Annotated in this window: 20 protein-coding genes; 11 read left to right on the top strand and 9 right to left on the bottom strand. The window is 67.0% G+C overall.

What is annotated here, in order from left to right:
* Positions 1–202: 202 nt before the first annotated feature.
* The 6 genes from Q9293_RS00765 to Q9293_RS00790 all read right to left on the bottom strand — a co-directional run bounded on the left by Q9293_RS00765 (position 203) and on the right by Q9293_RS00790 (position 4,490).
* Positions 203–406, bottom strand: coding sequence for a 4-oxalocrotonate tautomerase family protein (locus Q9293_RS00765; protein ID WP_306249258.1), 204 nt, complete (start codon positions 404–406; stop codon positions 203–205).
* Between the two features lie 48 nt (positions 407–454).
* The gene (locus tag Q9293_RS00770; RefSeq protein WP_306249259.1) at positions 455–1,039 is read right to left on the bottom strand and encodes a DNA-3-methyladenine glycosylase; all 585 of its coding nucleotides are present in this window, start codon (positions 1,037–1,039) and stop codon (positions 455–457) included.
* A 10-nt stretch (positions 1,040–1,049) separates the two neighbouring features.
* Positions 1,050–1,526, bottom strand: a complete 477-nt coding sequence (locus Q9293_RS00775; protein ID WP_306249260.1) for a YcxB family protein — start codon at positions 1,524–1,526, stop codon at positions 1,050–1,052.
* Between the two features lie 77 nt (positions 1,527–1,603).
* Positions 1,604–2,482, bottom strand: coding sequence for a CPBP family intramembrane glutamic endopeptidase (locus tag Q9293_RS00780; protein WP_306249261.1), 879 nt, complete (start codon positions 2,480–2,482; stop codon positions 1,604–1,606).
* A gap of 151 nt (positions 2,483–2,633) precedes the next feature.
* Complete coding sequence (locus Q9293_RS00785) at positions 2,634–3,689, bottom strand: hypothetical protein (RefSeq protein WP_306249262.1); 1,056 nt, start codon at positions 3,687–3,689, stop codon at positions 2,634–2,636.
* Between the two features lie 189 nt (positions 3,690–3,878).
* A complete protein-coding gene (locus tag Q9293_RS00790; RefSeq protein ID WP_306249263.1) occupies positions 3,879–4,490 on the bottom strand; it encodes a hypothetical protein in 612 nt (203 codons plus the stop codon).
* Positions 4,491–4,574: 84 nt separating this feature from the next.
* On the opposite strand from Q9293_RS00790, the gene Q9293_RS00795 reads away from it, so the two are divergent.
* A complete protein-coding gene (locus Q9293_RS00795; protein ID WP_306249264.1) occupies positions 4,575–5,033 on the top strand; it encodes a 23S rRNA (pseudouridine(1915)-N(3))-methyltransferase RlmH in 459 nt (152 codons plus the stop codon).
* A 155-nt stretch (positions 5,034–5,188) separates the two neighbouring features.
* Positions 5,189–7,243, top strand: coding sequence for an ATP-dependent DNA helicase (locus Q9293_RS00800; protein WP_306249265.1), 2,055 nt, complete (start codon positions 5,189–5,191; stop codon positions 7,241–7,243).
* Positions 7,244–7,382: 139 nt separating this feature from the next.
* Here the strand turns inward: Q9293_RS00800 and bla are convergent, their stop codons facing one another.
* The 3 genes from bla to Q9293_RS00815 form a co-directional block, all read right to left on the bottom strand.
* Positions 7,383–8,201, bottom strand: coding sequence for a subclass B3 metallo-beta-lactamase (bla, locus tag Q9293_RS00805; RefSeq protein WP_306249266.1), 819 nt, complete (start codon positions 8,199–8,201; stop codon positions 7,383–7,385).
* 67 nt (positions 8,202–8,268) lie between these two features.
* Positions 8,269–10,440 carry a M56 family metallopeptidase gene (locus Q9293_RS00810; RefSeq protein WP_306249267.1) on the bottom strand — a complete coding sequence of 724 codons (2,172 nt, stop codon included), beginning with the start codon at positions 10,438–10,440 and terminating at the stop codon, positions 8,269–8,271.
* Positions 10,437–10,820 (bottom strand): BlaI/MecI/CopY family transcriptional regulator, encoded by a 384-nt coding sequence (locus Q9293_RS00815; protein WP_306249268.1) that lies wholly within the window; start codon positions 10,818–10,820, stop codon positions 10,437–10,439. Before Q9293_RS00815 ends, Q9293_RS00810 begins: the two co-directional genes overlap by 4 nt.
* Positions 10,821–10,972: 152 nt before the next feature.
* On the opposite strand from Q9293_RS00815, the gene Q9293_RS00820 reads away from it, so the two are divergent.
* From Q9293_RS00820 to Q9293_RS00860, 9 genes are all read left to right on the top strand, one after another.
* Entirely contained in the window at positions 10,973–11,965 is a 993-nt protein-coding gene (locus tag Q9293_RS00820; RefSeq protein ID WP_306249269.1) for an FKBP-type peptidyl-prolyl cis-trans isomerase, read from the top strand.
* Between the two features lie 139 nt (positions 11,966–12,104).
* Positions 12,105–12,665 carry a hypothetical protein gene (locus tag Q9293_RS00825; protein WP_306249270.1) on the top strand — a complete coding sequence of 187 codons (561 nt, stop codon included), beginning with the start codon at positions 12,105–12,107 and terminating at the stop codon, positions 12,663–12,665.
* Positions 12,666–12,790: 125 nt separating this feature from the next.
* The gene (locus Q9293_RS00830) at positions 12,791–14,011 is read left to right on the top strand and encodes an efflux RND transporter periplasmic adaptor subunit (protein WP_306249271.1); all 1,221 of its coding nucleotides are present in this window, start codon (positions 12,791–12,793) and stop codon (positions 14,009–14,011) included.
* Positions 14,008–16,362, top strand: coding sequence for an ABC transporter permease (locus Q9293_RS00835; protein ID WP_306249272.1), 2,355 nt, complete (start codon positions 14,008–14,010; stop codon positions 16,360–16,362). Before Q9293_RS00830 ends, Q9293_RS00835 begins: the two co-directional genes overlap by 4 nt.
* A 5-nt stretch (positions 16,363–16,367) precedes the next feature.
* Positions 16,368–18,749 (top strand): ABC transporter permease, encoded by a 2,382-nt coding sequence (locus Q9293_RS00840; RefSeq protein WP_306249273.1) that lies wholly within the window; start codon positions 16,368–16,370, stop codon positions 18,747–18,749.
* Between the two features lie 10 nt (positions 18,750–18,759).
* Positions 18,760–21,129, top strand: coding sequence for an ABC transporter permease (locus tag Q9293_RS00845; RefSeq protein ID WP_306249274.1), 2,370 nt, complete (start codon positions 18,760–18,762; stop codon positions 21,127–21,129).
* Between the two features lie 15 nt (positions 21,130–21,144).
* On the top strand, positions 21,145–23,544 hold the full coding sequence (locus Q9293_RS00850) for an ABC transporter permease (protein ID WP_306252403.1): 2,400 nt from the start codon (positions 21,145–21,147) through the stop codon (positions 23,542–23,544).
* A gap of 37 nt (positions 23,545–23,581) precedes the next feature.
* On the top strand, positions 23,582–24,286 hold the full coding sequence (locus Q9293_RS00855; protein WP_306249275.1) for an ABC transporter ATP-binding protein: 705 nt from the start codon (positions 23,582–23,584) through the stop codon (positions 24,284–24,286).
* 42 nt (positions 24,287–24,328) lie between these two features.
* Entirely contained in the window at positions 24,329–26,722 is a 2,394-nt protein-coding gene (locus Q9293_RS00860) for an ABC transporter permease (RefSeq protein WP_306249276.1), read from the top strand.
* The last annotated feature ends 20 nt before the right edge of the window (positions 26,723–26,742 follow it).

Here is a 26,742-nt window from a genome sequence, read left to right on the forward strand (position 1 = left end):
TGCGGCTTCTTCCGGCGTGACTCCCTTCCTGTGGGGCCCCACTTCGCAAAGCCCACTGGGCTTTGCTGCGTGACCCACATGGTCGGGACCTGTCGAAACCGGTCACCCCCGTGGCTTGGTGTGCTTCCCGGGGCCCCGCGAGGCCTCGCACGAAGCGGAGATTGAGTATGCAGGGCGGTGCCGCGATGCACAAGTCGAGGGATCAGATTCCCTGCTTGCGCCTGGAGGTGACGCTTTCGCCGCCGATGCCCCAGTTGTCGGTGTCCACCTCATCGATGATCACGACGGTGGTCTTGGGGTTCTTGCCCAGCACGTCCACCAGCAGCTGGGTGGTGCCCTGGATGAGGGCGGCCTTCTGTTCGGCGGTGGCGCCGTCTTTGGTGATGCGGATGTTCACGAAGGGCATGGCGGCTCCGGGGTTCGGCGGATGGCGGTGGCCATTCGACGGCGAGGGTCAGGGCTTCCAGGGTGCCAGATCCGAACGCTTCAAGACGGCGGAACTGTCCCCATCGGCAAAGCGCCAGGGGCGGGCCTGATCCTCGGGGGAGGCGAAGCCGATGCCCAGTCGGGGCCCGGTCACAATCCGCTTGGGGACTTTGGCGGGGGCCAACTCCAGTCCACCGGGGACCAGCAGATCGTGGCCATCGAAGGTCTTGTCCAGGCCCAGGGCCTGAGCCACTTTGCCGGGGCCAGTGCAGAGTTGCGGGGTGACCTTGGTCGCTTTGCGGCGTATGAGGACGGTATCCAAACCCGACAGCACTTCGGCGCCGCGGATGAGCACGGCGGAGGGATGGCCTTCGGGCCCTGTCGTCACGTTCAGCATCCAGTGCATGCCGTAGCAGAAGTAGAGGTAGGCCCGGCCCGGCGGCCCCCACATCGGTGCATTGCGGGAAGTCCGGCCATGCCGCGCGTGGCTGGCCGTATCGTTGGGGCCGTCGTAGGCCTCCACCTCGGTGATGCGCAGAACGACCTCGTCTCTGCGGAGCAGCTGGCCCAGCAGGCTGCGGGCAGCGCGATCCACGGGGGCCTCAAGTTTCATCGGGACAGCTTCATCGGGCGAGGATCCCTCGGCCGCGCAGGAAGGCTTCCAGCTCTGCGTTGGCAGCTGGCTCGAAGGCGCGCTCAGGCACCAGCACCGCCTGGGTGTGGTCCATGCGGAAGATCCAGAAGCCGCTGCGGCGCCGGATTTCGCTGAAGGCCTCCCAGGGCAGTCCACCTTCGCTGACCTCGGTCTCCAGGCGCAGGCCGTCGTCATCCAGCTGCAGCGTGATGGGGGAATAGGGCGCGGAGCCGCGCCGACGACGGCCCCAGCGGAGCACCAGCTCCGGCATGGCGACGAAGAGCAGTCCGTTGAAGATCATGAAAAACCCGAAGGCGGGTGAGCCTTCGGAGGCGACCACGACAAGGCCCAGCAGGGCCACCAGGGCGCCCGAGCCCACGGATACGGCATACCGCAGCCGCTTGAAGGTGCGGGTGCCGCGAAGGGCTTCATCGGGGGTGAGGGTGTATTGGGTGGTGAGGAGCATGGGGATCCAAAACACCAGCATTCCATCAAAAAAGGCCTGCGTTGGGCCCTTTTATCGGGGAGGGCGGCCCCACCTGGTCAGGCCGCTTCCTGGCCAGGTAAGGGGCCCCGCAACCGCTGGGCTGACATCCGGGACAGCAGCAGCAACAACAACAACAGGTCCAAGCCCACGGCCAAAGCGGAGGCCTCGGGCCCGGTCGCCTCGCCCGTGAGCCAGGCAGGCCCGGTGATGGTGGGCCGGATCCAGCCCTGGAGGGCCAGCCCGCTGTTGGCCATGCCCAGCACGCCGTTCATGGTGAAGTTCCAGGAGAAGTGCAGGGCCCAGATGGTCCAGAAGCGATCAGTGCGATCAAAGGCGTAGTACATCACCATGCCGCTGGTGACGATTTCGGCGATGCCCAGCACGCTCTCGTTCGGATTGCCCATGTGGGCCAAGGCAAAGAGCAGGGGTGCCACGACCAGGGCTGGCCGACGGCCGATGCCCTCCCGCAGGGGGCGGAAGAGGATCAGGCAGAAGAAGAAGTCCTCGGAGAAGGATTGCGGGAGATAGAAGATGGCCGCTCTGAGGAGCAGCCAGGGCGAGTGGAAGCCCTCGATACGGTAGGCCCCGGCCAGGGCCAGGATGGCGGTGATGAGCAGCATGGCGCCGCCGCCCAGGAGGAAGCCCAGTCCCACGTGCCAGGGCGTGTTCGGATCCACCTGCGCCTCAAGGGGAACCCGGTGCTCCACGCGGTGGATGAACCAGCGGTAGATGGCGAGGGCACCCAGGATGAGCGCCAGGCCGAGCAGCGCCCTGGCCGCGGGCAGCCAGGGGCTCGGCACATGGCGACGGGCCAGGGTCACGAGCCCGCTGATGGCCACGACGAGGGGCAGCACCCACAGGATCAGCCAAGGGATGCGCCAGCCCGGCCGTAGGATCCGTGTCTCGGGATGGATGAACAGGTTTTTAAAGGTCATGGCACGGCTACGGGGGGCTCACTCAGGTACTTAGTGATGTGTCGAGTGGGCTCGGGCCGCTGCGCGGCCCGAGTTTAGAAAGGGCGTTGATGAAAGAGGGCCCGCTCTGCGGGCCCTTCCAACTCGAATCGAGAAGCGATTCGAGCCTTCATCACACTTCGTCAAAGAAGAAGGGCTTGAGCACCTGGATGCGCTGCTCCCAGTCCTCGGGGTGGATGAAGTGCAGGGCCGCCGACACGCTGGAGAGCAGGCTGTTGCCGTCTTGGGGCGTGAAGCAGAAGCCCACCACGCGGTGGGGGTTGGGCATGGTCATGGTGCTGAGGGGGATCACGGTCTGGTTCATGATGCGACCGTAATGGCCCTGGTCGCGGCCGAAGGAGAACACGGTGTTGGCGTCCTTCTTCTCGGTGATGGCGATGCGGTCGTTGGCCTTCACGCGCAGCTTGAGCGCATCCAGGGTGGTGGCCCGCTTCAGGCGCAGGTCGAACCAGAGGCTGTGCATGTACTGGGTGGGCAGCTTCACGGCGCTGCTGAAGAGGTTCAGCTCCAGGCCCTTGGTTTGGAACAGGTGGTAGGCATCGCGGGCGTGGTGGGTGCCGAAGCGGCCGTCCTTGTGGGTGCCGACCTGGGGGGCGGGGCAGAAGTCCTTCACTTGGCTGATGTCGTTGGCGCGGCGCATGCAAACGAAGCTGCCCTCGACCAGGTTGTCGTCGCCCTCGGCCAGGGCCAGGGTCTGCAGGATGCAGGAGAGGTTGTGGGTGTTGCAGCTGACCACCTGCACGTACTTGTCCTTGCCGGTGAGCACCTCGTCGTTGACGCCCCGGGCGTACATGGTGCCGAAGCCGAACTCGCTGCCCTGGGCGATGAAGCCCAGGGTGTTGTGCTCGTACTTGCGGTAGAGCTGATCCTTCATCTCCAGGCCCTTGGGGCTGCAGTCGATGACGACGCTGGCCTCTTCCAGGGCCTGGTCGTGCAGCATGTGCGGCTCGATGCCCCAGGAGCGGAAACCCTCCACATTGGCGGGATCCACGGAGAGCTTGGCGCCGCGGCGCAGCAGCGCCTTCACCTTGGGGCGGTCGGTGACGCTGTTCTTGTGGAAGGTCACCTCGTCGATGCCCAGTTCCTTCGCGTATTCGATGAGCAGTCCGATGAGGGGTTCGCCGATGGTGCCCGTGCCGACGATGTGGATGACGTTCTTCTTGGCCATGGATCCTCCGCGGCTGGATTGTGTTGGGACGCCCCGCCAGCCGAATCCATAGATTTTTTCAGGCAGTACAATGAAAAGCCATAGGGATTTAAAGAGTCTTCAAGTCCGCTAAGGCCGACCGATCCGCCCATGCACCCAGACATGAAAAGGCCGCGCTGAACAGCGCGGCCTTTGGGGAATCGCTTGGTGCTAGTCCTGCTTCAGGTTCTTGGGGTTGATCTCCCAGCGCAGCAGGGTGACGCCGTAGGTGCCATCGGGCTTCTTGAGGCAGCTGACGGTGAGGATCTTCTGGCCGTCGATGCCGAGGGCCATGTCCTTGATGACCGCCTGAGAGCCGTAGGCGCGGCCAGCGTTGTTATCGGTGATGCCCATGTGGCGCATCTTGCCCCAGGACTTGGCCGTGAGGGCCTTGGTCATGCGGTAGATGCCGGAGTTGAACGCCAGGCGGGCGTCCTTCACCGGGTAGTCATCGGTGGGGCCGCCGGACAGGGTGTCGAGCTTGTCGGCCAGGTGCTCGATGCCGAGGCCCTTGATCTCCTCGGGGGTCAGCGTGAGGCCCAGGGACTTGGCGTCCAGGTGCAGCTGGCGGGCGGAGGGGTAGACCACGTCCGGGGTGATGGGAGCGATGAGGGCGACGTGCTTGTAGTCCTTGCGCACGGCCACGTACTGCAGGTGGTAGAGGATGTCAGCGGGTTCCTTGGCGGCGGCCGGCGCGGTGGTCGGGATGTCATCGCCACCACAGCTGATGAAGGCGGGCACGAGGAGCAGGCTGGCAAGGGACAGCATCAGGGAACGACGCATGGGCATACCTCCGGAGGTTCTGGATGCTATGGATGGTGTCGCCTTCCCGCTGCGCTGCCAAGGGAAATTCATCACAATAGGATCATGTATCCGATTCACCTCCTCGCCTTCGGCCGCCTCCGCCTGGAACCCTGCCGCAGCCTTGAGCGGCATTATCTGGACATGCTGCGCGCCTATGCCCGCATGGAGGTCACCGAATTGCCCGAAGGCAAGGGGGACGCCACCCGCCAGCTGAAAGAGGAGGCCGACCGGTTGCGTCCGAAATTGGCCGCGGTGCGCTGCCCCGTGTTGCTCACCCCGGAGGGCAAGATGCGAGATAGCGAGGGCCTGGCCCAGTGGCTGGTGGAGCGCATGAACCGGGGGGAGAGTCTGGCCTTCGCGCTGGGCAGCAGCCACGGTTTTGATCCGGCCTTGAAAAAAGAGATTCCCGAACAGATGAGTCTGTCGCCCATGACCTTCCCCCACGAGCTGAGTCGGGTCATGTTTCTGGAGCAGCTCTACCGGGCCTTCACCATCATCCGCGGCAAGGACTATCACAAATGACTTGAACCGCGAATGGATGCGAATCGTCCTTCGGGTGCGCGACATTAAGAACGATTTCCCATTTCGGGTCTTTTCATTCGCGTTCATCCGCGCCATGCGCGGTTCAATTCGCCCTTTTTCCGCCTTTGCTCCACACTGGTCGGATGGCGCACCCCATGGACCGCTATTTCGCCCCGGAGGTGGGCCGGATTTTCGCCTGCTTCCCGGGGGCGGAGGATCGGCCTGGGCAGCGGCGCATGGCGGAGCTGGTCTTCAACGCGGTGGCTGATGGCGGGGCCCGTTTTGACCAATGGCGCAACCGCGGCGCAGAACCTGAATCCAAACCCGAGGCGGTGATCCAGGCCGTGGAGGCGGGCACCGGCACGGGCAAGAGCCTGGGCTACCTGATTCCGGCCCTGTCGGCGGGCCGCCACCCCATCCTGGTGGCCACGCGGACGAAGCAGTTGCAAAGGCAGCTCCTGGAGGAGGATGTGCCGAGGGCCGCGGGCATCCTGGGGCGCCCCATCAAGGCCGTGCTCGCCAAGGGCCGGGCCAACTACCTCTGCCGCACAGCCTGGGAGGCGGTGGCCTCCGATCCGCACCTGGAATTCAGCCGCTCGGATCAGCAGCTCTGGCTGGCCCTCCAGCGCTGGACCTTGGAAACCCAGGATGGCGACCGCGAAGGCCTGGGCCGCTTCGGCGAGGGCGAGTCGCCGCTGTGGGACAAGGTCAACGCCCGCGCCGAGCGCTGCACGGGCAGGCAGTGCCCCCGCTTCGAGGATTGCTACCTCACCAAGCTGCGGGCAGAGGTGGCCGAGGCCGATCTCATCATCGTCAATCACGCCCTGCTGCTGGCCGACCGGGTGCTGCGGGAATCGGCCTTCGGCCAGGTACTGCCCGATGCGCCAGTGCTGATCCTGGATGAGGCCCACGACCTGGAGGAGCAGCTCACGGAGAGCTGCGCGGAGAGCTGGTCGAGCCGCGCCATGAATATGCTCTTCACGGATCTGCGGGATGCGGCGGGTCAAACCTCGGGATCAGGCCAGGGGGCGGCCATCGCGGGGCTGCTGGAACCCTGGGAGCAGGCCTGGTCCGAGATCATGACCTGGGTGCCCGTGGAGGGCGGCGTCCTGCCGCTGCTGGCACCGGGCCCCGAGATGAAGGCCCTGGCCGATGCCGTGGGCGCCTGGGTGGAAGCGGGTCATCCCCTCTGGGTGGAGGCCCGGCGCCTGGCGGCAGCCGATCCCGAAAACCCCATCTGGATGCGCCTGGCCGAGCGGGTGGGCACGGCCTTCTCGCGCATGGAGCAGATCTTCGCCCAGCCCGATGGGTGGGTGTCCACCTTGAGCCGCGAAGGGCCGAACCTCGTCCACTTCAAATCAAACCCCGTGGATGTGCGCCCCTTCTTCCACCAGCACGTGCGCCGCGGTTTCGAGTGCGTGGTGATGACCAGCGCCACCCTGCGGGATGGCCGCGGCTTCAACGGCCTGGGCCTGCGTCTGGGCTTGACGAAGCCCGAGGTGGAAGTGGCCGAGCACGTGGAAAGCCCTTTCGACTTCGAGGGCCAGGGCCTCCTCTTCGTGCCGCCGGGCCTGCCGGAGCGCCGACCTGGCGCAGGGGGCGGCGTGGGGGATCCCGCCTGGGTGGAGGCCTCCCTCTCGGCCATGGAACGCATGCTGCGCGCCAGCCGCGGAAGGGCCCTGCTGCTCTTCACCAGCCGCAAGATGCTGGCGGCCTTCCGCCCGCGCCTGGAAACGGCGCTGCCCGAGATCACCTTCTTCGTGCAGGGCGAAGGGCTCTCGCGCACTCAGCTGCTGGACCGGTTCCGCGCGACGCCCTCGGCGGCCCTGCTGGGGCTCGCCAGCTTCTGGCAGGGCGTCGATCTGCCGGGCGACGCACTCAGCCTGGTGGTGGTCTCCGCGCTACCCTTCGCGCCACCGGATGATCCCGTGCTGCAGGCCCGCATCCGCGAGGCCGACGCCCAGCGCGAAGGCCTGGGCTTCATCGGCATCCAGGTGCCCCAGATGACGCTGAAGCTCAAGCAGGGCATCGGCCGCCTCATCCGCACCCGTTCGGATCGCGGCGTGGTGGCGGTGATGGATCCTCGCCTCATGCTGCCTAGCGAGGATCGTCTTGGGAAGCGTTACGCCGCCCAGGTGCGCGCCGCCCTCCCGCCCTTTCCGCTGACGCGGGACTGGGAGCGGGTGGAAGCCTTCCTCGGCAACCTCTAATACGGATTTGAATTCAAATAATAAGGAACACTACCAAGACACCAAGACACCAAGAAAAACCGGAGCCGCATTCATGCAGTTCTTGGTGCCTTGGTGGTGAAGGTTTCTTTTTTGGATTGAACGCAGCTTGATATAACGGCTATTCCGGCGGCAGCACGCGCAGCTTGGCCAGAAAATCCGCCTCGCATTCCGCCACGGCCTTGGCGTAGCCAGCCGGATCCTCGTAGTTCCCCGCCGCGTGCTTTTCCGCCAAGCCGCATTGCGAGGCATGAGCGGCCACCCAGAAGTCGGGCCTGAGGGCCTTCAGGCGCACGAAACTGGTTTCCAGATCCTTCACGATGCTCGGGTACTTCGCGTTGTTCAGGGGCATCACCACGGTGGGCAGGTTGACAAAGAGGAGTGTTTTCTTCTGGCCGTGACCCTGCACGGTCATGAGATAGCTCACGCTACCCGGGGTGTGGCCCGGCGTGGCGATCACGGTGAGCGAGAGGTCGCCCAGGGTGATGACTTCGCCATCCTTCAGTACCCGGTCCACCTTCACAGCCTTGAAGCGGGACAGGCCGCCGGGATCGGAGACGCCGCCATCCCTCAGCAGGGGTGCATCCGCAGCGGTGGCCCAGACCTTCGCACCCGTGAGTTTCTGCATCTCAGCGAAGCCACCCACATGATCGAAGTGGGCCTGGTTGGTCAGCAGCACACGGATGTCTTTGGGAGGGATCTTCAGGGTTCGCAGACTCGCCATGATAAGGGGTGGAGAATCCGCGAGTCCCGTGTTGATGAGGATGTGCCCCTGGGAGCCGGTGATCAGGTAGCAGCCCAGTTCCGCCGTGCCGACATAGCAGACGTTCTCCGCGATGCGGTGGGCCGGGTAGGGCTTGGACCACTCAGCAGGGGTTTCGGCGGCGACCCGTTGAGGAGCCAGCAGAAGGAGTGGGAGCAGATAGCTGGGCTTGAGCACGGAAGGCTTTCCCCGAAGAATCACCACCCAAGGGCCCGCATCGCGGGCCCTTGGGTGGAAGGTCAACTCATAAGCTCGGTGGCGGGGGCGGAGGTGGGGGGGGCGCAGGTGCCGCTGGAGGGGGCGGGGGCGGCACATCGGGCGCGGGTGGTGGGGGTGGGGCCGGAACGGCGGGATGAACAGCCTTGGGTGCCATGGGCGGTTTGGGTGGCTTGGGTGGTTTGGGCGGAGTGGCGATCTGACGTTGCAGCTGATCCAGCCGCGCCTGGAGGGCCTTCAGTTCCGCCTGGATTTCGACCATCTCCATCTTGGCGTCGGCTTCTGTGCCATGGGATGAGGACCGCAGGCGGATCCGGGGAACGTGCAAGGAGGGAATGTTGATGGGCGGGATGTGGATGTCCTGCGCGATATCCAGGTTCATGTCGTCACCCATGTCCCCATCGCCTTCCCGGTCGATGGTGAAGGGGTGCGATTCGCCGGGTTTGTCGCCCTGGTGGGAGTTGAATCGCTTGAGGATTACATCCTGGCCATGGTCATCGTCCCCGCCCTTCAGAATGACTGTGTCTGGTGCGCCATGCCGTCGTCGCACTTCCATCTCGACGCGGTGACCTTCCTTTTCCGCCTTGGCGATGAGTGCCTTCAACTCGGGGTCGTTGCGGAGGCGTTCGGCTTCGATCTTGAGCCGCTCACCCTCGGTCTTGAGCTTGTCGCCTTCGGCTTTCAGCCGCTGCGTCTTCTCCTGCAGCTTGGCGAGATCTTCCGCATTCATGAACTGGCCTTGCCGTTCGAGTTCCCGCATGTTCGCTTCCATGGAGCGGGCCGCTGCCTCCATCGACCGGGAGCGGGCCTCCATCGCACGGCCCCTGTCTTCCGCCTGGCGCATCTTGATTTCCATCGCCCGCTCACGGGCGTGATGACTTCGCTTGACGTTGCGAAGGATGTCCCGGAGCCAGTCGCGGACTTCCTTGTCGATGGGCTTATCCACGCCATCCACGGTGTAGGTCGTCTTGCCTTTGACGGCTGAATAGACGCGCTTCTTGCCGTCCTTCTTCTCCTCGGCCGTGAAGCTGCCATCCCCGTTCACCACCACGGGTTCCGGGGCTTCGCCATTGATCTGGACGTCGCCCTTCATGGACACGTTCAGGTTTCGGTTGTCATCGGTCACGCGGATGCGGGTGGTCTTGTCGGGTTCAGAGCCATCCTTCGGTTTGTCTTGCATGGCGACGCCGGCAGCGCCGAGCAGGGAGGCGGCCAGCACAGCCAGGGCGGTGGCGCGGGCACCGCTGGTGATGGGCAGAGCGGGGTGGAGCAGGTGGCGGACGCGGTGCATGAGAGAACCTCCATTGGCGGCCATGGCCAGAGGGGTGGGAGATGGGGCAAGGGGCTCGCGCAGGGCCTCGAGGTCGGTCAGGGCGCGGGCCAGGATCAAGGGGTCGCCGCAGAGGCCGGCGGCCACGTCATCGCAGCAGAGCTCTCGCTCGGCGCGGATGCGGGCGGACAGCCACCACACGGCGGGATGGTAGAAGAGCAGCACTGCCACCAGGGACTGGAGCAGGTTCACGAGGAAGTCGCCGCGCCGGATGTGGGCCAACTCGTGGGCCAGGATGGCCTCCAGCTGCAGGGGGCTGAGGCCGGCCAGGGCGCAAGCGGGCAGCAGGATCACGGGCCGCAGCCAGCCCAGGGCGGTGGGCACCTCTACCGCCGCGGATTGCAGCAGGCGCACGGTGCGGGATAGCTTCAATTCGCGGCAGAGGCGGGAAAGGACCAGGTGCCATTCTGAGGGCACGGGTGTGGCGCTGCGCCTGCGCAAACGCTGGACGCGCAGCCAACTGCCCAGGAAGCGCAGAGACAGCACCAGCACACCGGCGGCCCAGGTGGTCAGCAGCCAGGGCAAGGAGGGATCCAGGGAAACCTTCACCCGCTGGGCCAGCGAGGCCGAAGGCACCCGCTCGCTGGATGGCTCACTGGCTGGCGGCGTTGTGTCCAGGCCCGGGCGGAGCACGGGCGCCGTCGAGGGCTGGACCTGCAGCACCCGATACGTGGCCAGGGGACTGGCCACCATCAGCACGAGGAAGGCGCAGGCCACGCCGTAACGGGCCCGGGCGCTGCTGCCCCGCATGAGCGCCAGGGTTCCCCAGGCCAGAAGCCCCAAGACGAGGCCCTGCCAGAGGAAGTGGAGCAGCGTCCAGCTCAGGGCCTGGGCCCAGGGCTGCAGCACGAGCGACAGGAGCGTGGTCATCGCTTCCTCCCTTCTGCCTGGTCGAGCATCTTTCGGATTTCCGCCAATTCAGTCTTGCTGGTCTTGCGGGTGGCAAGGGCCTGCATCACCAGGCTCTTGGAGGAACCGCCAAAGGCCTTGTCGAGCAGGTCGTCCAGCAGCGTCTGCTGGGTCTGGGTTTGCGTCTGCGTGGTGGAGAAGGTGTGCACGCGATCCGTGATCTCGCGCTGCACCAGGCCTTTTTCCGTCATGATCTGCAGCATCTTGAGAACGGTGGTATAGCCCAGGTCCTTTTCCTCGGAGAGCACCTCGAAGACCTGCCGGACCGTGCTGGGCCCGCGCTCCCAGAGCACACGCAGAATGGCGAGTTCAGCATCGGTGGGACGGGTCACAGGGGACATCGGCAGGGGCTCCAGATTGAGGGGTGACGAAAAGATACGATAGGTTTCGTAGTAGTCAACGAAAATCTTCGTAATCGGTTTAGCACCCTCTTGTGACATCTCATTCCAAATACTACGAGCCGAGCTACTACAGCCCAACCCACCCATTCCGGATGGGCCGCATCACAGTGCGGGCCTACTCCCCCTATGCGGCTGTGCGCTGGGAGCGGAAGTGGATCGAGGTCGAGGAGGGTGGACTATCGACGATGTTCGAGCAGATTGCTGGGTCCTTGGCCGCACGGCAGGCTCAGTGGCTCACACTCATCGGTCACTCCAGATCTGCCCACCGGATCTGGCACCATCAGGGCATGCGCCGAACCCTCTTCGCTTCCATCCTGGTCCTAAGCTGTCTGGCCCTGACGGCTGGGGAGGACCCGCCACCAGCAGATCTCGCCGCACCTCCGGCAGAAGCATTGAAGGCCCCGAGCGGTCTGGCCCATCGGGTGCTCCGTCCGGGCCAGGGCAGAAGGCACGTGGAGGCCGATGCCCTCGTGGTCGTTCACTTTTCGGGCTGGACCCTGGATGGCAAGCGGGTGCTCCACTCCGAACGGAACGAGGCGCCTCCGCACCTGTTCCTGACCAACCTCATGCCCGGCATGCGGGAGGCCTTGCTGGATATGACTGAAGGGGAACAGCGGCGCCTCTGGATTCCAGAGGCTCTGGCTTTCAATGGGGCCAAGGGCAGGCCGGTGGGCCCCATCACCATGGATCTGGAATTGATCGAAGTGCAGGCGCATCCCAGCAAAGCTCCGCAGGATGTGGCCGCGCCACCGGTTGATGCGCAGCTGTTGAAATCGGGCCTGGCCTACAAAATCCTGCGTCCGGGAACGGGTCGGGAGCATCCCACCCGTTCGCACTGGGTGAACGTCCACTATAGCGGCTGGACCACCGACGGAAAGCTCTTCGACAGCTCTCTGCTGCGGCGGGAATCAGCGGGCTTCAAGGTGGCGGACGTCATCCCCGGTTGGATCGAAGGTCTGCAGCTCATGGTGGCGGGTGAGCGCCGCCGGTTCTGGGTTCCTGAAAAGTTGGCTTATCGGGGCGAACGGGGAAAACCGGCGGGGATGCTCGTCTTCGATGTGGAACTGTTGAGCATGAGCAAGTAGAGACGGTGAGTGGGAGGCCGGATGAGTGCTTGCCCGCGGATGGAAGGGGCTTCAACATCGGTTCCACCCGGGATGTAACCCTTTGGGGTTCTGGGCCGTCTAACAGGATGGAGGTGCTGCAATGAAGCCCTGGGCAGGTATGTTGGCCGTGATCACCACCCTTTCTGGCCTGCAGGTCGGGGCGCAGGAGCCCGGGAATCCCGCACCCCCTTCGGAAAGTCAGGAGCAGGCACCCGCCAAGCCCACGGTGCCCGAACCCAAAACCCCACCGCCCCCGCCTCCGGCAGAGTTGCCCAAACCACCCGCAGGCTCGACGCAGGTGCAGCCGCCCCAGGAGAAGGGCAGCGGCCAATGGGTCTACACCGAGCAGTACGGGTGGGTGTGGATGCCCTACGGCGACCGCTACACCCATGTGCCGCCGGATGGATCGGTGCCGCACATGTACGTGTATGAAGAGGAAACGGGTTGGTGCTGGGTGGCCGCGCCTTGGCTGTGGGGCTGGGGGCCCATGCCCTACTTTGGGGTGTTCGGCCCCCGCTACTACGGCTGGTTCGGCATTGGCCTGGGCCACTGGTATGGATTCAGGCCCCACTACGGCTATCGCAGCTGGGGCGGCCCCCGCTACTGGCGCGGAGGTGGTTGGAGCCATTGGGGAGGGCGTGGCGGCTTCCGCAGCTTTGGCGGCGGCGTCCGCCGCTAGGAGCCGCCTCTGGGACGACTGTCCCGATTCTGGGACGGCTCGAAACGTTGGTAAAATCATAAAATAAATTATAACAAGTCTTAAAACATGGCATGTCTCTGGCTGTGACCGGGCCGGAGACGTTCATGGACATTCCGCTTTCCCAACCCAAGCGCCACTGGAAATACGCATGGATGGGTGGCGTCGCTTTGGGCGTGCTGGCCCTGCTGTTCGGTCTGGGCCGCCTGAAGCCGGCGGCACCGGAGGTGGACCGCCAGAGCCTGCTGCTGGACAAGGTCCAAGAGGGGGCCATGGTGTTCCAGGTGCGGGGCACGGGCATCCTGGTGCCCGTCGACGTGCGCATGATCACCGCCCAGGTGCCCTGCAAGGTGGAGCGCATCCTGCTCTACCCCGGCACGGAGGTCCGCGAGGACAGCATCATCGCCGAGCTCTCCAGCCCCGAGCTGCAGCAGGGGGCGCAGGATGCCTTCTGGAACCTGAAGCGGGCGGAGTCCGACTACAGCGTGGGTGCGCTGAACCAGAAGGGCACGGTGGCCTCCGCCCGCGCCGCCTTCAAGGAGGCCGAAGCCACGCTGAAGGCCTTCCAGCGCTTGTTCAAGGAAGGGCTCCAGTCCGAGAGCGATGTGCTGCGCGCCAATGCCCGCTACGAGGACTGCGCTGCGCGCCTGGCCACCGAAGAGGCCCGCATGGCGCTCTTCGAAGGGAAGGGCGCCGAGCTGGCGCCCGCCCGCGCCGCGCTGGAGCAGGCCCGCGCCCAGTACGCGCTGAAGCAGGCCCAGAGCGCCTCCCTGCATGTGCGGGCGGGCATGGCGGGCATGCTGCAGCAGGTGCCCCTGCAGGTGGGCCAGCAGCTGGCCCCCGGTGCGAACCTGGCGAAGGTGGCCAAGCCCATGCCGCTCAAGGCCGAGCTGAAGGTGAGCGAGACCCAGGCCAAGGACATCCAGATGGGGCAGAGCGTCGCGGTGGACACCCGCAACGGCATCGTGCAGGGCCGCGTCATCCGCATGGATCCCAGCGTGCAGAACGGCACGGTCACGGTGGATGCCAGCCTCGAAGGCGCGCTGCCCAAGGGGGCCCGCCCCGACCTCAGCGTGGAGGGCATCATCGAGCTGGACCGGGCAGAGCACACGCTGCGCGTGGGCCGTCCCGTGCAGGCCCAATCCTTCGCCACCATTTCCCTCTTCAAACTCACACCCGATGGCCGCGAGGCCAACCGCATCAAGGTGAAGCTGGGCCGGGCCTCGGTGAGCACGATCGAGGTGCTCGAGGGCCTCCGCCCCGGCGACCAGGTGATCCTCAGCGACACCAGCGCCTGGGATGGCGTCGATCGCTTGAGGGTGAAATGATCCCCGGCGCCTTCCAGGCGCTTCGCTCACTGCTGCGCCGGCCCTGGTTCTTCGCAGGGACCGTGACCCTGCTGGCCCTGGGCATGGGTGCAGCCCTCGCGCTCTTCACCCTCTTCGATGCGCTGCGCATCCGGCCCCTGCCGGTGGCCGAGCCTGATCGGCTGGTGCTGCTGAGTGTGGAACCGCCCCCCAGGATGGACTTTCCGAAGGGCATGACGCCTCCCACGGCGACGCTGGTCTCCTGGCCGCTCTTCGAGCGCCACCGGCAGGAGAATCCGGTCTTCCAGGGCCTGGCCTACTTCCAGGGGCGTGAAGTGTTCCTGGGGCACGGGGCCGAAGGAGGCCATCAGGTGGCAGGGTTTGCCAGCGGCGACTACCTCCGCACCCTGGGCCTCAAGCCCACACTCGGGCGCTTCTTCGCAGATGCAGAGACCTGGGACGCCGAGCCGAAGGTGGTCCTGAGCCACGCGCTCTGGATCTCGCGCCATGGCGCCGATCCCGGTGTCATCGGGCGGGAAGTCCTGGTGGATGGGCAGCCCTGTGTCGTGGTGGGGATTGCGCCCCGGGGCTTCTTCGGCCTCCTCCCCAAGCGCCCAGAGGCGCTCTGGATCACCCTGGGCGCCCTGATCCGCTACGACCAGCCCGACGAGCCAGGTTTCCGAATCAGTGAACATCCGACCTTCGAGTTCAATGCCGTGGGCCGCCTGCAACCGGGGCTCAGCGTCGCGCAGGCCCAGCGCCAATCCCAGACGGTGACCCGTCGTCACCCGGGGATTCCCGCCATGGCGCGAACCCTGCTCTCGCCTCTCACGCGCAGCCAGGACATGTCCCTCGACGCCTACCTGCCCAGCCCGGGCCTGCTCTTCGCCGCGGTGGGGCTCTGCCTGCTGCTGGCCTGCCTGGTGGTGGCAAACCTGCAGCTGGCCCACCAGGAGCACCAGCGGCGCGAAAGCAGCACCCGCGTGGCTCTGGGGGCCAGTGCCTGGCAGCTGGCCCGCGGCATGTTCATGGAGCACCTCTGGCTCACGGGCCTCGGGGCCGCTCTGGGTTGGGGGTTTGCCCGCCTCGCGCTGCCCTCCCTGCTGGCCTTCGATGGACGGAGTCCCTTCGCCATGCTGGAGATCCCCATCCTGCGGGCTTCCTCGGTGGGCTTCGCCCTGGGTCTGGCCCTGCTGCTGGCCGCCCTCACCACGGCGCTGCCCCTGTTGCGGGCCCTCCGTCAGGCGCCCATGGAGGCCCTGAAGGAAAGCGCTCCCACCGCGGGCCGGCGCAAGCTGCAGGCGGCCCTCGTCGTGGCGCAGGTGGCCCTCTGCCTGTCGCTGCTTGGCCCTGTGGCCAGCGTGGTGCAGTCCCTTCAGCGGGTCCTGTCGATGCGGCTCGGGGTCGGCCGCGAGAATGTGGAAGTCCACGTCACCCTGCCACCGGAGCGCATGGCCCAAGCCCCGGCGCTCCTGACCCGGCTGCTGGAGGAGGCTCGCCACCTGCCCGGCGCCACGGGTGCCGCCATGGGCGGGGATACAGGCGCAGGCAGCATGGGGCCCAGTGGCGTGGCACAAATGGGCGCGGTGGCCACCGAGGACTACTTCCAGGTGCGGAACCGGGTGCTGGTGGCGGGGCGCGGGTTCCTGCCCAGCGATGGACCGCAGCAGATCATTATCAGCGAGGCCATTGCCCGCGCCAACTTCCCGGGCCGGTCGGCCCTGGGCCAGGCGCTGGATGGACGCGAGGTGGTGGGCGTGGAAAAGGATGGGCCGCTGCCTGTGGACCTGCCCATGGGCTACCTCTACACGCGGATGCAGCCCGCGCAGATGGCGGGCCAGCCCCTCTTCATCCGGGCCAGCAGCAAGGCTGAAGCACTCCTGCCTGCTGTGCGCGATCTTGTTCAGCGCGTGCTGCCGGATGCCGCCGATCTGAGGGTGGAGACCCATGCCCAGGCCTTGGCCCGCGAGGCGGCGGCGCCGCTCATGGCCATCTCCCTGCTGGGCTTCCTGGGCGGGCTCTCGCTGATCCTCGCCCTCCTGGGCATCTCCTCCATGCTGGCTTTCACGACCGCCCAGCGCCGCCGCGAGGTGGGCATCCGCATGGCCATGGGCGCCCGTCCCACGGCCATCGTGGGGCAGTTCCTCCGCCAGGGTGGAGCCCTGGTGGTCGGGGGCTTCATCGTCGGCGCCCTGGGCGCCTGGGCCATCCACCGCCTCATGGATCACCTGTTCTTCGCCCTGCCGGCCAGCCGTGCCTATGACCAAGCGCTGGGCGCCAGCCTCCTCCTGCTGGCCAGCCTCATCGCGTGTCTGATCCCAGCGCTTCGCGCCAGCCGGACCGTTCCGGCCGAAGCCCTCCGAACGGAGTGACTGCCATGAACAACGCTATTCGGGACCTCCGCATCGCCCTGCGCAACCTGCTTCGCATGCCCCAGTACACCCTCCCCGTGCTGCTGGTGCTGGCGCTGGGGCTGGGTGCCACCGCCGCCATGGTGGGGGCGCTGCGCACGGTGATGTTCACGGATCTTCCCTATGCGGAGTCCCAGCGCATCCAGCAGATCTGGTGGGCGCCTCAGGATGGAAAGAACTACCGGTTTCCGGCCTCCTGGCCCATGTACGAAGAACTGACACAGCGGCTCCACACGGTCTCCGCGGTGGCTGGCTTTGGTTCGTACCGCATGAATGTGACGGGAGATGGCGAACCGGAGCAGGCTCTGGTGGGCACGGTCACCCCCGGCTTCTTCGACGTCTTCCAGGTTCAACCCCTTTTGGGCACGGTGCATTGGGCTCCGGAATCGCCCCGGGGCGTGGTGCTCACCGAAGGTTTCTGGACCTCCCATTTTGCCCGGGACCCCCAGGTGCTCTCACGGACCCTGCGGCTCAACGGGCTGGATCACCCGGTCCTGGGCGTGCTTCCCGGCAGCGTTTCCCTCAACAAAGTGCAGCTCTTCGCGCCTCTGGTTTTGACCGAAAGCCAGCGGAACGGGCGCTACAACCGCTTCCTTCCGATGTTCGTGCGACTGGCTCCGGGCAGGGGACCCGCCCAATTCCAGGCTGAACTCGCCGCCCTCGGTCAGGCTCTGGCCTCAGAGCATCCGGGCCAGCAGGAGGCCGTCACCCATCTGGTGGGAACGCCGTACACGGAGCTGCTTCGGAATCAGAACAAGATCGTGGGGACCATCCTGGCCCTGGCCACGGGTCTTCTGGTCGCCATCACCCTGGTGAACCTGGGCAACGCCGTGCTGGCCCGGGCCATGGCCGCCGCCGAAGAGACGGCCCTTCGCATGGCCCTCGGCGCCAGCACGTGGACAGCCTTGCGGCCCCGCCTGGCGGAATCCCTGCTGCTCGCCGCAGCCGGTGCCCTGCTGGGCGTGGGCGTGGCGAGTGCCACCCTCGGGATGCTGAAACCGGTGGTGAGTGCGGCTTTCCAGGCAGCCCATCCCCTCGCAGTGGACGCAGGTCTGCTGGCAGGCATGGCGGGCGCATCGGTGCTGGTGGCCCTCCTCATGGCAGGCCTGCCGGGATTGCTGATGTCAAAGCTGCGTCTCAGCATGCTGCTCAACGCCAGCGGGCGCGGCCTGGCCCGAGGCGCTTCGCGGCACCTGCGCGTCACCCTGGTGGTGGCCCAGGTGGCTCTGGCCCTCACGCTGCTGGCCTCCTTCGCCTCGGCCCAGAGTACCCTTCGCCGCTTGTTGGCCACCAACCTGGGCCTGCGCATCGACGGCGTGGCGGTGTTCACCTGCGACACCAGCGTCAAGGACGAGGCGGCCGCGGAGAAGGCCGCCCGCCAAGCCGAAGAACTGGTCGCGCGCCTCAAGACCATTCCTGGTGTGAAGCAGGCCGGCAGCATCGCCATGCTTCCGGTGGATGACTGGGGCTGGAATTTCGGCAGCGAGACCCCGAAGCGTCCCCACCGGGACGACGAGTGGGTGGAGCTGCGCACCATCAGCCCCGAGGCTTTTGAAGTCTTCGGCATCCGCCTTCTCCAAGGCAGGACCTTCAGCCCCTCCGAACGCAAGGGTGAGGATTCCCCCACGGCCCTCATCAGCGAAAGCCTGGCGCGCACCTTCTTCCCCGGCGAATCCCCTTTGGGTCAGACCTTCCGTTACAACGACCGCTGGGTGGAGGTGGTGGGCGTGGTCTCGGACGTGCGCAACGCGGGGCCCGGCAGCGACCAGGCCCAGATGGTGGCCTACTTCCCCTCCTATCTGGGCATGCTCACCACCACCTTCGTGGTGCAGTTCGACTCGACCAGTGTCATGAACCTGAACGCCCTCCGGAAGGTGGCGCGAGAGGTGGCACCCCAGTGGCCGCCCAAGGGCCTTCGTCCCATGCGTGAGGTGGTGAACGAGAGCGTGGAGGGCGTCTCCATCCAGATGCGTCTCATGGGCCTCGCGGGGGGCTTGGCCCTGCTGCTGGCTTTGGCAGGCCTCCACAGCCTGTTGAGTTACATCGTGGCCCAACGCACCAAGGAGTTCGGCATTCGTGTGGCCCTGGGCGCGACGGCGCTGCAGATCTTCCAGCTGGTGCTGCGTCGCGGGGTATTCACCACGGCGCTGGGCGTGCTGATCGGCCTCGGCGCGGCGTTCGCGGCGGGCCGCCTGCTGGCCGCCACCCTGGGGGATGCCCAGCCCGCCGAGCCCACCAGCCTGGTGGGCGGAGCCCTGGTGCTGCTGCTGGGTGCCAGTGCAGCCAGCCTGCTGTCGGCCTTCCGGGCCGCCACCCTTCCCCCCTCCGATTCCCTCCGTCAGTCCTAGCTGAGATCCCATGACACTGCGACGTTTCCTCACCTCCCTGTTCCGCGACCCGCGCACCCTGGTGCCCGCCTTGGTGTTGATGGCCCTGGGCGTGGGCGGCTTCGCGTGGATGCTGGCCCTGCACCGCAGCGTGATGACGCGCAGCTTCGCCGCGCCGAGGCCCGACCGTCTGGTGAGCCTCTGGAACGGCATGGTGTCCGAGCCCCTCCAGCACGGCACCCCCTCGCCCGGCGACCTGCAGCTCATGCGCCAGTTCCCCGATGTCTTCTCCGGTGTGGCGGCCTACTATCCCGGGCACGCCGCGCTGGGCCGGGAGCTTCCCGCCCACGTGGCCCTGGATGACGTGACGGGCAACTACTTCGATGTCCTTCAGGTGCGTCCGGCGCTGGGGCGCAGCTTCACCACCGCCGATGATGCGCCGGGTGCCGCGGCCACGGTGCTGCTCTCCCACCGGGCCTGGGGTACGCATTTCGGCGGCGACCCTTCCGTGGTGGGCCGCAGCCTCTCACTGGATGGCAACCCGGCCGAAGTCATCGGCGTGTTACCTGCCAGCTTCCACACGGCTCACGGCACCGAGGTGTTCCGCCCCTTCCGGTGGAGCGTGGCACGCAGCCAAAGCCACCAGGGCAACTTTCTCCGCGTGGTGGCGCGGCTCCAGGACGGCGCCACCCTGGCACAAGGCCAGGCAGCCATGGATCAGGTGACGGCGCGCATCAAGGTGCTGTTCGCGGGCGAGGCACCCCGGGACATCCTGGATCAGATCCGCTACGGCTTGAACCCGCTGGTGGACGATGTGCTGGGCCAGGGCCTGCGGGTGCTGCGCCTTCTGCGCTGGGCCACCCTGCTGGTGCTGCTGCTGGCGGCCTACAACGCCGCGGCGCTGCTGCTGGCGCGGAGCCTGGGGCGTCGCACGGAGATGGCCGTGCGCAGCGCCCTGGGCGCGGATCCCGCCCAGCTGCGGCGCCAGCTCCTGGCCGAAGGCGCCGTGCTGGGCCTCCTGGGCGCCGGGGCCGGTCTGGCGCTGGCCTGGTTCTGCCTGCCGCCCACGAGCCAGGCCCTGGCCTGGGCGTTTCCCGAGCTGAGCTGGGAAGGCTTGTCCCTGGATGGTGCGGTGGTGGTGGCCTCGCTGGCGCTGGGGCCTGTGCTGGGCGCCCTCTGCGCTCTGGTGGGCCAGCCGGGCGCCAGCCTGTCCGAGCTCCTGCGCAGCGCGGGCCGCCAGCCGGGCCTCGCGGGCCCCGGACGGGCCCGGCGCTGGCTGGTGTCAGCCCAGCTGCTGGTGGGCGCCAGCCTCCTGCTGGGGGCCTTCTCCCTGCAGCACAGCCTGGGCCGCCTGCTCAGCACGGACCTGGGCCTGGACCGGGCCCAGGTGTGGACCTTCCGCCTCCAGTCCCGCGTGAAGCTCGACGAACGCACACGCCTGGCTCAGGCCCTCGCGGAGCGCCTGGCGGCCCTGCCCGGTGTGGTGGCGGCCGGTGCCAGCAACGGCCTGCCCATGAGCGGCTTTCGCAGCGACTTGAATCTGCCTGCGGAGGATGGCCGCCGGGTGGATCCCCAGGCACGGGCCCTCACGCCGGGCCTGGTGAAGGCCCTGGGCCTGCGCCTGCTGCGGGGCCGGGATGTGGCCAGCACCGACACGGCCACCTCCGAGAAGGTGGTGCTGGTGACCCGGGCCCTGGCCCTGGAGGCGTTCCACACCGACGAGGTGGTGGGTCGCCGGTTGGTGGTGGATGACGAACCCCGCACCGTGGTGGGCGTGCTGGCTGACGTGCGGGAGTTCGGCCCCGCCCAGGCGCCGCCGCCCCTCTTCTACCTGCCCATGGCCCAGTCTGGTGCCGTCTGGCACGAGGACCTCTGTCTGGCCTTCCGCGTGGCGGGCCCCGCACCCAGCCCGGGCCAGATTCAGGCGGTGCTGAAGGAGGCGGCGCCGGGGTTGGCCCTGGCCAATTACCAGCCCATGGACGCCCTGCTGCAGTCCCAGCTGGGGCCCCAGCGCATGGCCCGGGCCTTCATGGCCGCCTTCGCGGCCCTGGCCCTGGTGCTGGCCGCCGGCGGCGTGTTCGGCATCATGGCCGCCGCTGTGGCGGCGCGCCGCACCGAGTTCGGCGTGCGCTCGGCCCTGGGCGCCACGCCCCTGGCCATCCTGGGCCAGGTGCTGCGCGAGACGCTGAAGCTGGCCCTGGTGGCGAGTGTGACCGGTTGGTTGCTGGGCCTGGGGCTGGAGCGCCTGGGCCGTGCGACCCTCGGCGCGTTGCCCGAGCCGCCCCTCTATCTGGGCCTCTTCGTGGTGTTCGCCCTCGCCGTTGCTGCCCTTCTGGCTGCCCTCCTGCCCGCCCTGCGGGCCGCCCGCATCCCTCCGGCCGAAGCCCTTCGCCAGGACTGAAAGGAAGTCATCGTGATGCCGATCCGACTGCACTTTCAGAACGCCAACCGCGCTTTGCGCCAGCGACCGGGCTTCACCGTGGCCGCGGTGCTGACGTTGGCTCTGGGCATCGGCGCCACCACGGCCATCTATTCGATGTTTGATCGCATCGTGGTGAACCCCAGCATCATGCCGGAGCCCAGCCGCGTGGTGGCCATCTGGGAGCAGGGGAAGCCCTGTGATGAACGGGACGCCTTCTCCCTCGCCCAGTTCAGGGATCTGCAAGAGCAGAACACCTCTTTTGAAAGCATGAGTCTCTACCGCCGGATACCCCTCTCCCTGGCGGGCGATGGGCCTGCGGAGGCCTATGATGGCGGGCAGGTTTCCTGGAATGTGTTTTCCCTGATGAACGTGAAACCCCTGCTGGGGAGAACGTTCACCCAGGCCGAGGGCACCTTCGGTGGGCCCGATGCCGTGGTATTGGGATACGCCATGTGGAAGCGCCGTTTTGGCTCGGATCCCACGGTGATCGGTCGCCGCCTGCGCCTGAATGGTGTCTCGCGCGAAGTGGTGGGCGTCCTCGGGCCAGAATCGCTGCGCGACATGCTGCTGTTCGAGGTCGATGGCTACATCCCTGTGGCCCCCTCTCCGGCTCAGCTGGCAGATCGCATTGCGCCATTTGGCCTGCTTCTCGCGCGCTTGAAGCCGGGCGTGACCATGGCTTCGGCCCACCAGGACCTCAAGCGTGTGATGGAGGAACTGGGCGCGCGCTTTCCGGTTGCGGTTGGAAAGAAGACGGCTTGGCTCGAACCCATCACCCGTGCCATCACCACCCAGTCTGCAACCCCCATGGCGATCGGGCTGGGCCTCGCGGCCCTGGTGCTGCTCATCGCCTGTGCCAACGTGGCGAGCCTCCTGTTGGCCAAGGGGCTGGAGCGGCAACGCGAGATGGCCACGCGCATCGCTCTGGGCGCCAGTCGCTCGCAGTTGGTCGGACAGATGCTGGCCGAGAGTGCCCTCCTGGCCCTGCTGGGTGCGCTGGGTTCGTTGGGGGTGGCGCGGGCGGTCATGGGCGTATTCCCCGCAGTGATGGCGCCCCTGGGCGATCTGCTCGCCGTCCGCATTGATGGACGGGTGCTGGTCTTCACGATCAGCCTTTCCATCCTGGCGGTCCTGCTCTTCGGCGCGTTGCCCGCCTGGCGGATTGCGCGGCTGGATCCCGGCGCGTTGATGAAAGAGGGAACGAAGGGAAGCGAAGGCCGCACCCATCACCGGCTGCGCCGCGCCCTGGTGGTGCTGGAGGTGGCCATGGCCTCCTGCGTCCTGATCGGCGCCAGTCTATTGCTGCGCAGTCTCTCGAAACTCAATGAGGTGCCTACGGGGCTCCAGCCTGGGGGCCTCCTCACGGCGGCGTTCATCCTGCCGAGCAGCAAGTACGCGGTTCCAGAGGCCAGGCAGGCCTTCCTGGATGTCACCCTGGCCAAAGTGGCCAGCCTCCCGGGTGTCCAAGCCGCAGCCCTCACAACGAATCTGCCCCTGGGGCAACGCGAGGGCGGCAGCTACGACATTGAGGGACAGTCGCTGCCCAAGGGACAGGTGAACAGCGGTGAAGAACGGGGGATCACCCCTGGCTACTTCTCGGCCCTGGGCATTCCTTTGCTCCGGGGCCGGACGTTCATGGATCAGGATGTGAACGGCGTGTGCATCATCAATGAAACCTTGGCTCGGAAGCACTGGCCTGGCGAGGATCCGCTGGGGAAGCGGCTTTCCGTCGAAGGGCCCAGCGGGCCCTGGTTAAGCGTTGTCGGCGTATCCACACCGGTGCGCCAAACGATGGGACAGCCCCTTGTGCCCGAAGTCTTCGTCCCCTTGTCACGCAAGGTTGCGGCTGATGGAACCTACATCGCCCTCCGAACTTCGGGGTCGCCCCAAACCCTCATTCCCGCCCTTCGTGAAGCCATGCGAAGCCTGGATCCGGACCTGGCCCTGCTTCAGGCACGAACGGGAGACGAACTCCTCACCCACAACATGGTGATGATGGTGGGCAGGGTGTCCGGCTACCTCACAGGGGGACTCGGCCTGCTGGCGCTGCTGCTTGCGGGGGGAGGCCTGTACGGCATCCTCAGCTTCCAGGTGGCCATGCGCACCCGGGAGATTGGCATTCGCATGGCCATGGGCGCCACAATCCAGGCGGTGATCCGCATGGTTCTCAGCGATGGCCTTCGCATGGTGGGCTGGGGCCTGGCCCTGGGTGTGCCCGGTGGCTTCGCCCTCGGCTACGCGATCTCCACTCAGCTCTTCGGCATCGTGCCCGCCGACCCCTTGACCTTCATCGCGGTGCCCCTCGTGCTGGCGGCGGTGGCTGTGGCGTCCTGCCTCGGTCCCGCCCGCCGGGCCGCCCACCTCGAACCCTCTGCAGCCTTACGTGAAGGATAAGCATCCTCACCTCTTCCCCACATCACCTGGAGCCATCATGTCTGACCCCATCATCCACCTCGAAGCCATCAAGAAGGTCTTCACCACCGACGAGGTGGAGACGCACGCCCTATCTGAAGTGCACCTCGACATCCGCGAGGGCGAGTTCGTTTCCATCGCAGGCCCTTCGGGCTGCGGCAAGTCCACGCTGCTTTCCATTCTGGGCCTGTTGGACACGCCCACCGGCGGCACCTACATCCTGAACAAGAAGCCGGCGTCGGGCCTGAAGCTCGCCGAACGCGCCCGCATCCGCAACCGCGAGATCGGCTTCATCTTCCAGAGCTTCAACCTCATCGGTGATCTCACGGTGTTTGAGAACGTGGAGCTGCCCCTGGTCTATCGCGGCATGCCCGCCGCGGAACGCCGCACCCGCGCGCTGAACGTGCTCGAGGACGTGGGCATGAGCCACCGCGCGCGCCACCTGCCCAGCCAGCTCAGCGGCGGCCAGCAGCAGCGCGTGGCCGTGGCCCGCGCCCTGGCGGGCAAGCCCAGCATCCTGCTGGCGGACGAGCCCACGGGCAACCTCGACAGCGCCAACGGCGAATCCGTGATGGAACTGCTGAAGGAACTCCACCGCCGCGGCTCGACCATCTGCATGGTGACGCACGACACGCGCTTCGCCGGCGCCGCCGACCGCACCGTGCATCTCTTCGATGGTCGCATCGTCAGCGAAGAAGAGGCCCGGAAGCAGCACACCGCCTAGAGGCGCATCCCCCAAAGCCCTCCCATTCCCCACAGGAATCCCATGAGCGCCTTCCTCTTCAATCTCCGTTGGGCCTTTCGTAGCCTGCTGCGGGCACCGGCCTTCAGTCTGATGGTGGTACTGACGCTGGGTCTTGGCATCGGTGCCAACACCACGGTGTTCAGCCTCATGGAGCGGCGACTTTTCCGCTCAATGACCCTGCCGGATCCCTCGCGGGTGATGGTGGTGACGGAGTTCAAGGATGCGGGCTTCGACAACCTGTCGTGGCCCGACTACCAGGATGTGGCCCGCGAAGTGACCACCTTCTCGGCCACGGCGGCGGTGGCCAGCGGCTCGGTCAACCTCACGGGGGATGGTGAACCGGAGCGCGTCCGCTCGGGGCGGGTGACGTGGCGATTCTTCGAGGTGGCGGGCATCCAGCCCTTCCTGGGGCGGGGGTTCTCGGCCGCGGAGGGTGAGCTGAATGGTCCCAAGGCCGTGGTGCTGACCCACGGTTTCTGGAAGCGCCGTTTTGGCTCGGACGTGAGTCTGGTCGGCCACAGCATCCGCCTGGATGGCGAGGATGTGCCCGTGATCGGCATCCTCCCCGCGACATTCAGGGTGCCCTACCAGGTGGGATCGTCCGAGGTGTTCGTGCCCCTGCGTCTGACTCCCGTCCAGCAGGAACAGCGAGGTTCCCACTTCCTGGGGGGCATCGGCCGCGTGAAGCCCGGGGTCGACCCGCAGGCGGCCCGGCGCGAGGTGGAGGGCATCATCCAGCGTCTGGCTGCGGCCTATCCCGGCACCAATGCGGGCCACCGCGCCAAGGTGGTGCCCATGCAGGAGGAAGCCACCCGCAACGCGCGGCCGCTTCTCCTTGCTTTGACAGGCGCTGTTCTTTTCGTACTGCTCATCGCCTGCGCCAATGTGGCCAACCTGATCATGGCCCGGAGCGCCGCCCGGGAGCGGGAAGTGTCCATCCGGGCGGCACTGGGTGCGGGGCGTTCGCAGCTCGTGGCCCAGATGCTCACAGAGGCGGCGCTCCTGGCGCTGGGTGGGGCTGCGGCGGGCCTGCTGGTGGCCCGCTACGCCATGGTGGCGCTGCAGCGCATCATTCCGCCCTCGCCCCTGGATGGGCCGCCCATGGATGGCACCATGGTGAGCATCAGCCTGGTGACGGCCCTTGTCTCGGTGTTTCTCTTCGCCCTCCTGCCCGCCTGGCAGGCCAGCCGCGTGAACCTGGAATCGAGCCTGCGCGAGGGGGCCAAGGGTACCGGCGCGCAGGCCCAGAAGCGGATGCGCCGCGCGCTGGTCACGGCCGAAGTGGCCTTGGCCACCACCTTGTTGGCCGGCGCGGGGCTTATGATCCGCAGCGTCTCCGTCCTTCAACAAGTGGACCCCGGATTCCGGGCCGAGCGGGTGCTGACCGCCGCCTTCGCGTTGCCGCGGGCCAAGTACGGCACGCCCGAACTTCAGCGGGGTTTCGCTGAACGGCTGCTGCGCCGGGCGAAGGAGACGCCTGGGGTGTTGTCGGCGGCCGTGGTGGATACCCTGCCCCTCGGGGGAAGCACGTCCACATCCACCTACCAGCTGGACGGGCAGGTGTCCTCCGGCGACAGCCCTCATGCCCAAGTGATGGAAATCGGCGGCGAGTACTTCGAGGCCCTGGGCATTCCGCTGCTCCGGGGGCGTTCTTTCCAAGGCCCGGAAGCGGGCTCTGCCGTCGTGTCGGCGGCCTTCGCCAACCGCCACTGGCCCGGACAGGATCCCACAGGCCGAAGGCTCTCCTTCGATGGCACGGGCGGGCCCTGGCTGACCATCATCGGCGTCGCGGGGGATGTGCGGGCGCGGCGCCTGGCAGAAGCGCCCGGGCCGCAGGTCTACCTGCCCATGCAGAATCCAACCGGCGGCAACATCGACTTCTTCACCCTGGTACTGCGAGGTGACGCCGCGCCTGAATCTCTGATCCCTGGGCTCAAGGCGGCCATGCGGGATCTGGATCCGGACTTGCCTGCCTCCCAGGTGCGCAGCATGCCCACCCTCATCGCCCAGGGCATGGATGAATACCGCGCCCAAGGCGTGCTTTTCGGTGCTTTCGGGCTGGTCGCGTTACTGCTCTCGGCGGTGGGCGTGTATGGCGTCACGAGCTTTCTGGTAGCCCAGCGCCGACGGGAGATTGGCATCCGCATGGCCCTTGGTGCCCAGATCCGGGATGTCCTGGCGCTCATCGTTGGCCAGGGGGCTCGCACGCTGGGGCTCGGCCTGCTGATCGGACTGGCCGCGGCCCTGCTGCTGGGGCGGCTGCTGCAGGCGCAGCTCTATGGCGTCACCCCGCAGGATCCGGCCATCCATCTTCTGGTGCTCGCCGTCCTGGGCCTGATCGGCCTCACGGCCTGTCTCATTCCCGCCCTGCGTGCGGCGCGGGTGGACCCCAGCCAGGCGCTGCGCGCGGATTAGGCCACCCATCTGGGAATCGC

The sequence above is a fragment of the Geothrix sp. PMB-07 genome, from assembly GCF_030758935.1.
In the GTDB taxonomy this organism is placed as follows: Bacteria; Acidobacteriota; Holophagae; order Holophagales; family Holophagaceae; genus Geothrix.

Bases quoted from the DNA above. Each gene is read 5' to 3' on its own strand.
- Q9293_RS00765 (WP_306249258.1), bottom strand. From the start codon at position 406: ATGCCCTTCGTGAACATCCGCATCACCAAAGACGGCGCCACCGCCGAA.
- Q9293_RS00770 (WP_306249259.1), bottom strand. From the start codon at position 1,039: ATGAAACTTGAGGCCCCCGTGGATCGCGCTGCCCGCAGCCTGCTGGGC.
- Q9293_RS00775 (WP_306249260.1), bottom strand. From the start codon at position 1,526: ATGCTCCTCACCACCCAATACACCCTCACCCCCGATGAAGCCCTTCGC.
- Q9293_RS00780 (WP_306249261.1), bottom strand. From the start codon at position 2,482: ATGACCTTTAAAAACCTGTTCATCCATCCCGAGACACGGATCCTACGG.
- Q9293_RS00785 (WP_306249262.1), bottom strand. From the start codon at position 3,689: ATGGCCAAGAAGAACGTCATCCACATCGTCGGCACGGGCACCATCGGC.
- Q9293_RS00790 (WP_306249263.1), bottom strand. From the start codon at position 4,490: ATGCGTCGTTCCCTGATGCTGTCCCTTGCCAGCCTGCTCCTCGTGCCC.
- Q9293_RS00795 (WP_306249264.1), top strand. From the start codon at position 4,575: ATGTATCCGATTCACCTCCTCGCCTTCGGCCGCCTCCGCCTGGAACCC.
- Q9293_RS00800 (WP_306249265.1), top strand. From the start codon at position 5,189: ATGGACCGCTATTTCGCCCCGGAGGTGGGCCGGATTTTCGCCTGCTTC.
- Q9293_RS00810 (WP_306249267.1), bottom strand. From the start codon at position 10,440: ATGACCACGCTCCTGTCGCTCGTGCTGCAGCCCTGGGCCCAGGCCCTG.
- Q9293_RS00815 (WP_306249268.1), bottom strand. From the start codon at position 10,820: ATGTCCCCTGTGACCCGTCCCACCGATGCTGAACTCGCCATTCTGCGT.
- Q9293_RS00820 (WP_306249269.1), top strand. From the start codon at position 10,973: ATGGGCCGCATCACAGTGCGGGCCTACTCCCCCTATGCGGCTGTGCGC.
- Q9293_RS00825 (WP_306249270.1), top strand. From the start codon at position 12,105: ATGTTGGCCGTGATCACCACCCTTTCTGGCCTGCAGGTCGGGGCGCAG.
- Q9293_RS00830 (WP_306249271.1), top strand. From the start codon at position 12,791: ATGGACATTCCGCTTTCCCAACCCAAGCGCCACTGGAAATACGCATGG.
- Q9293_RS00835 (WP_306249272.1), top strand. From the start codon at position 14,008: ATGATCCCCGGCGCCTTCCAGGCGCTTCGCTCACTGCTGCGCCGGCCC.
- Q9293_RS00840 (WP_306249273.1), top strand. From the start codon at position 16,368: ATGAACAACGCTATTCGGGACCTCCGCATCGCCCTGCGCAACCTGCTT.
- Q9293_RS00845 (WP_306249274.1), top strand. From the start codon at position 18,760: ATGACACTGCGACGTTTCCTCACCTCCCTGTTCCGCGACCCGCGCACC.
- Q9293_RS00850 (WP_306252403.1), top strand. From the start codon at position 21,145: ATGCCGATCCGACTGCACTTTCAGAACGCCAACCGCGCTTTGCGCCAG.
- Q9293_RS00855 (WP_306249275.1), top strand. From the start codon at position 23,582: ATGTCTGACCCCATCATCCACCTCGAAGCCATCAAGAAGGTCTTCACC.
- Q9293_RS00860 (WP_306249276.1), top strand. From the start codon at position 24,329: ATGAGCGCCTTCCTCTTCAATCTCCGTTGGGCCTTTCGTAGCCTGCTG.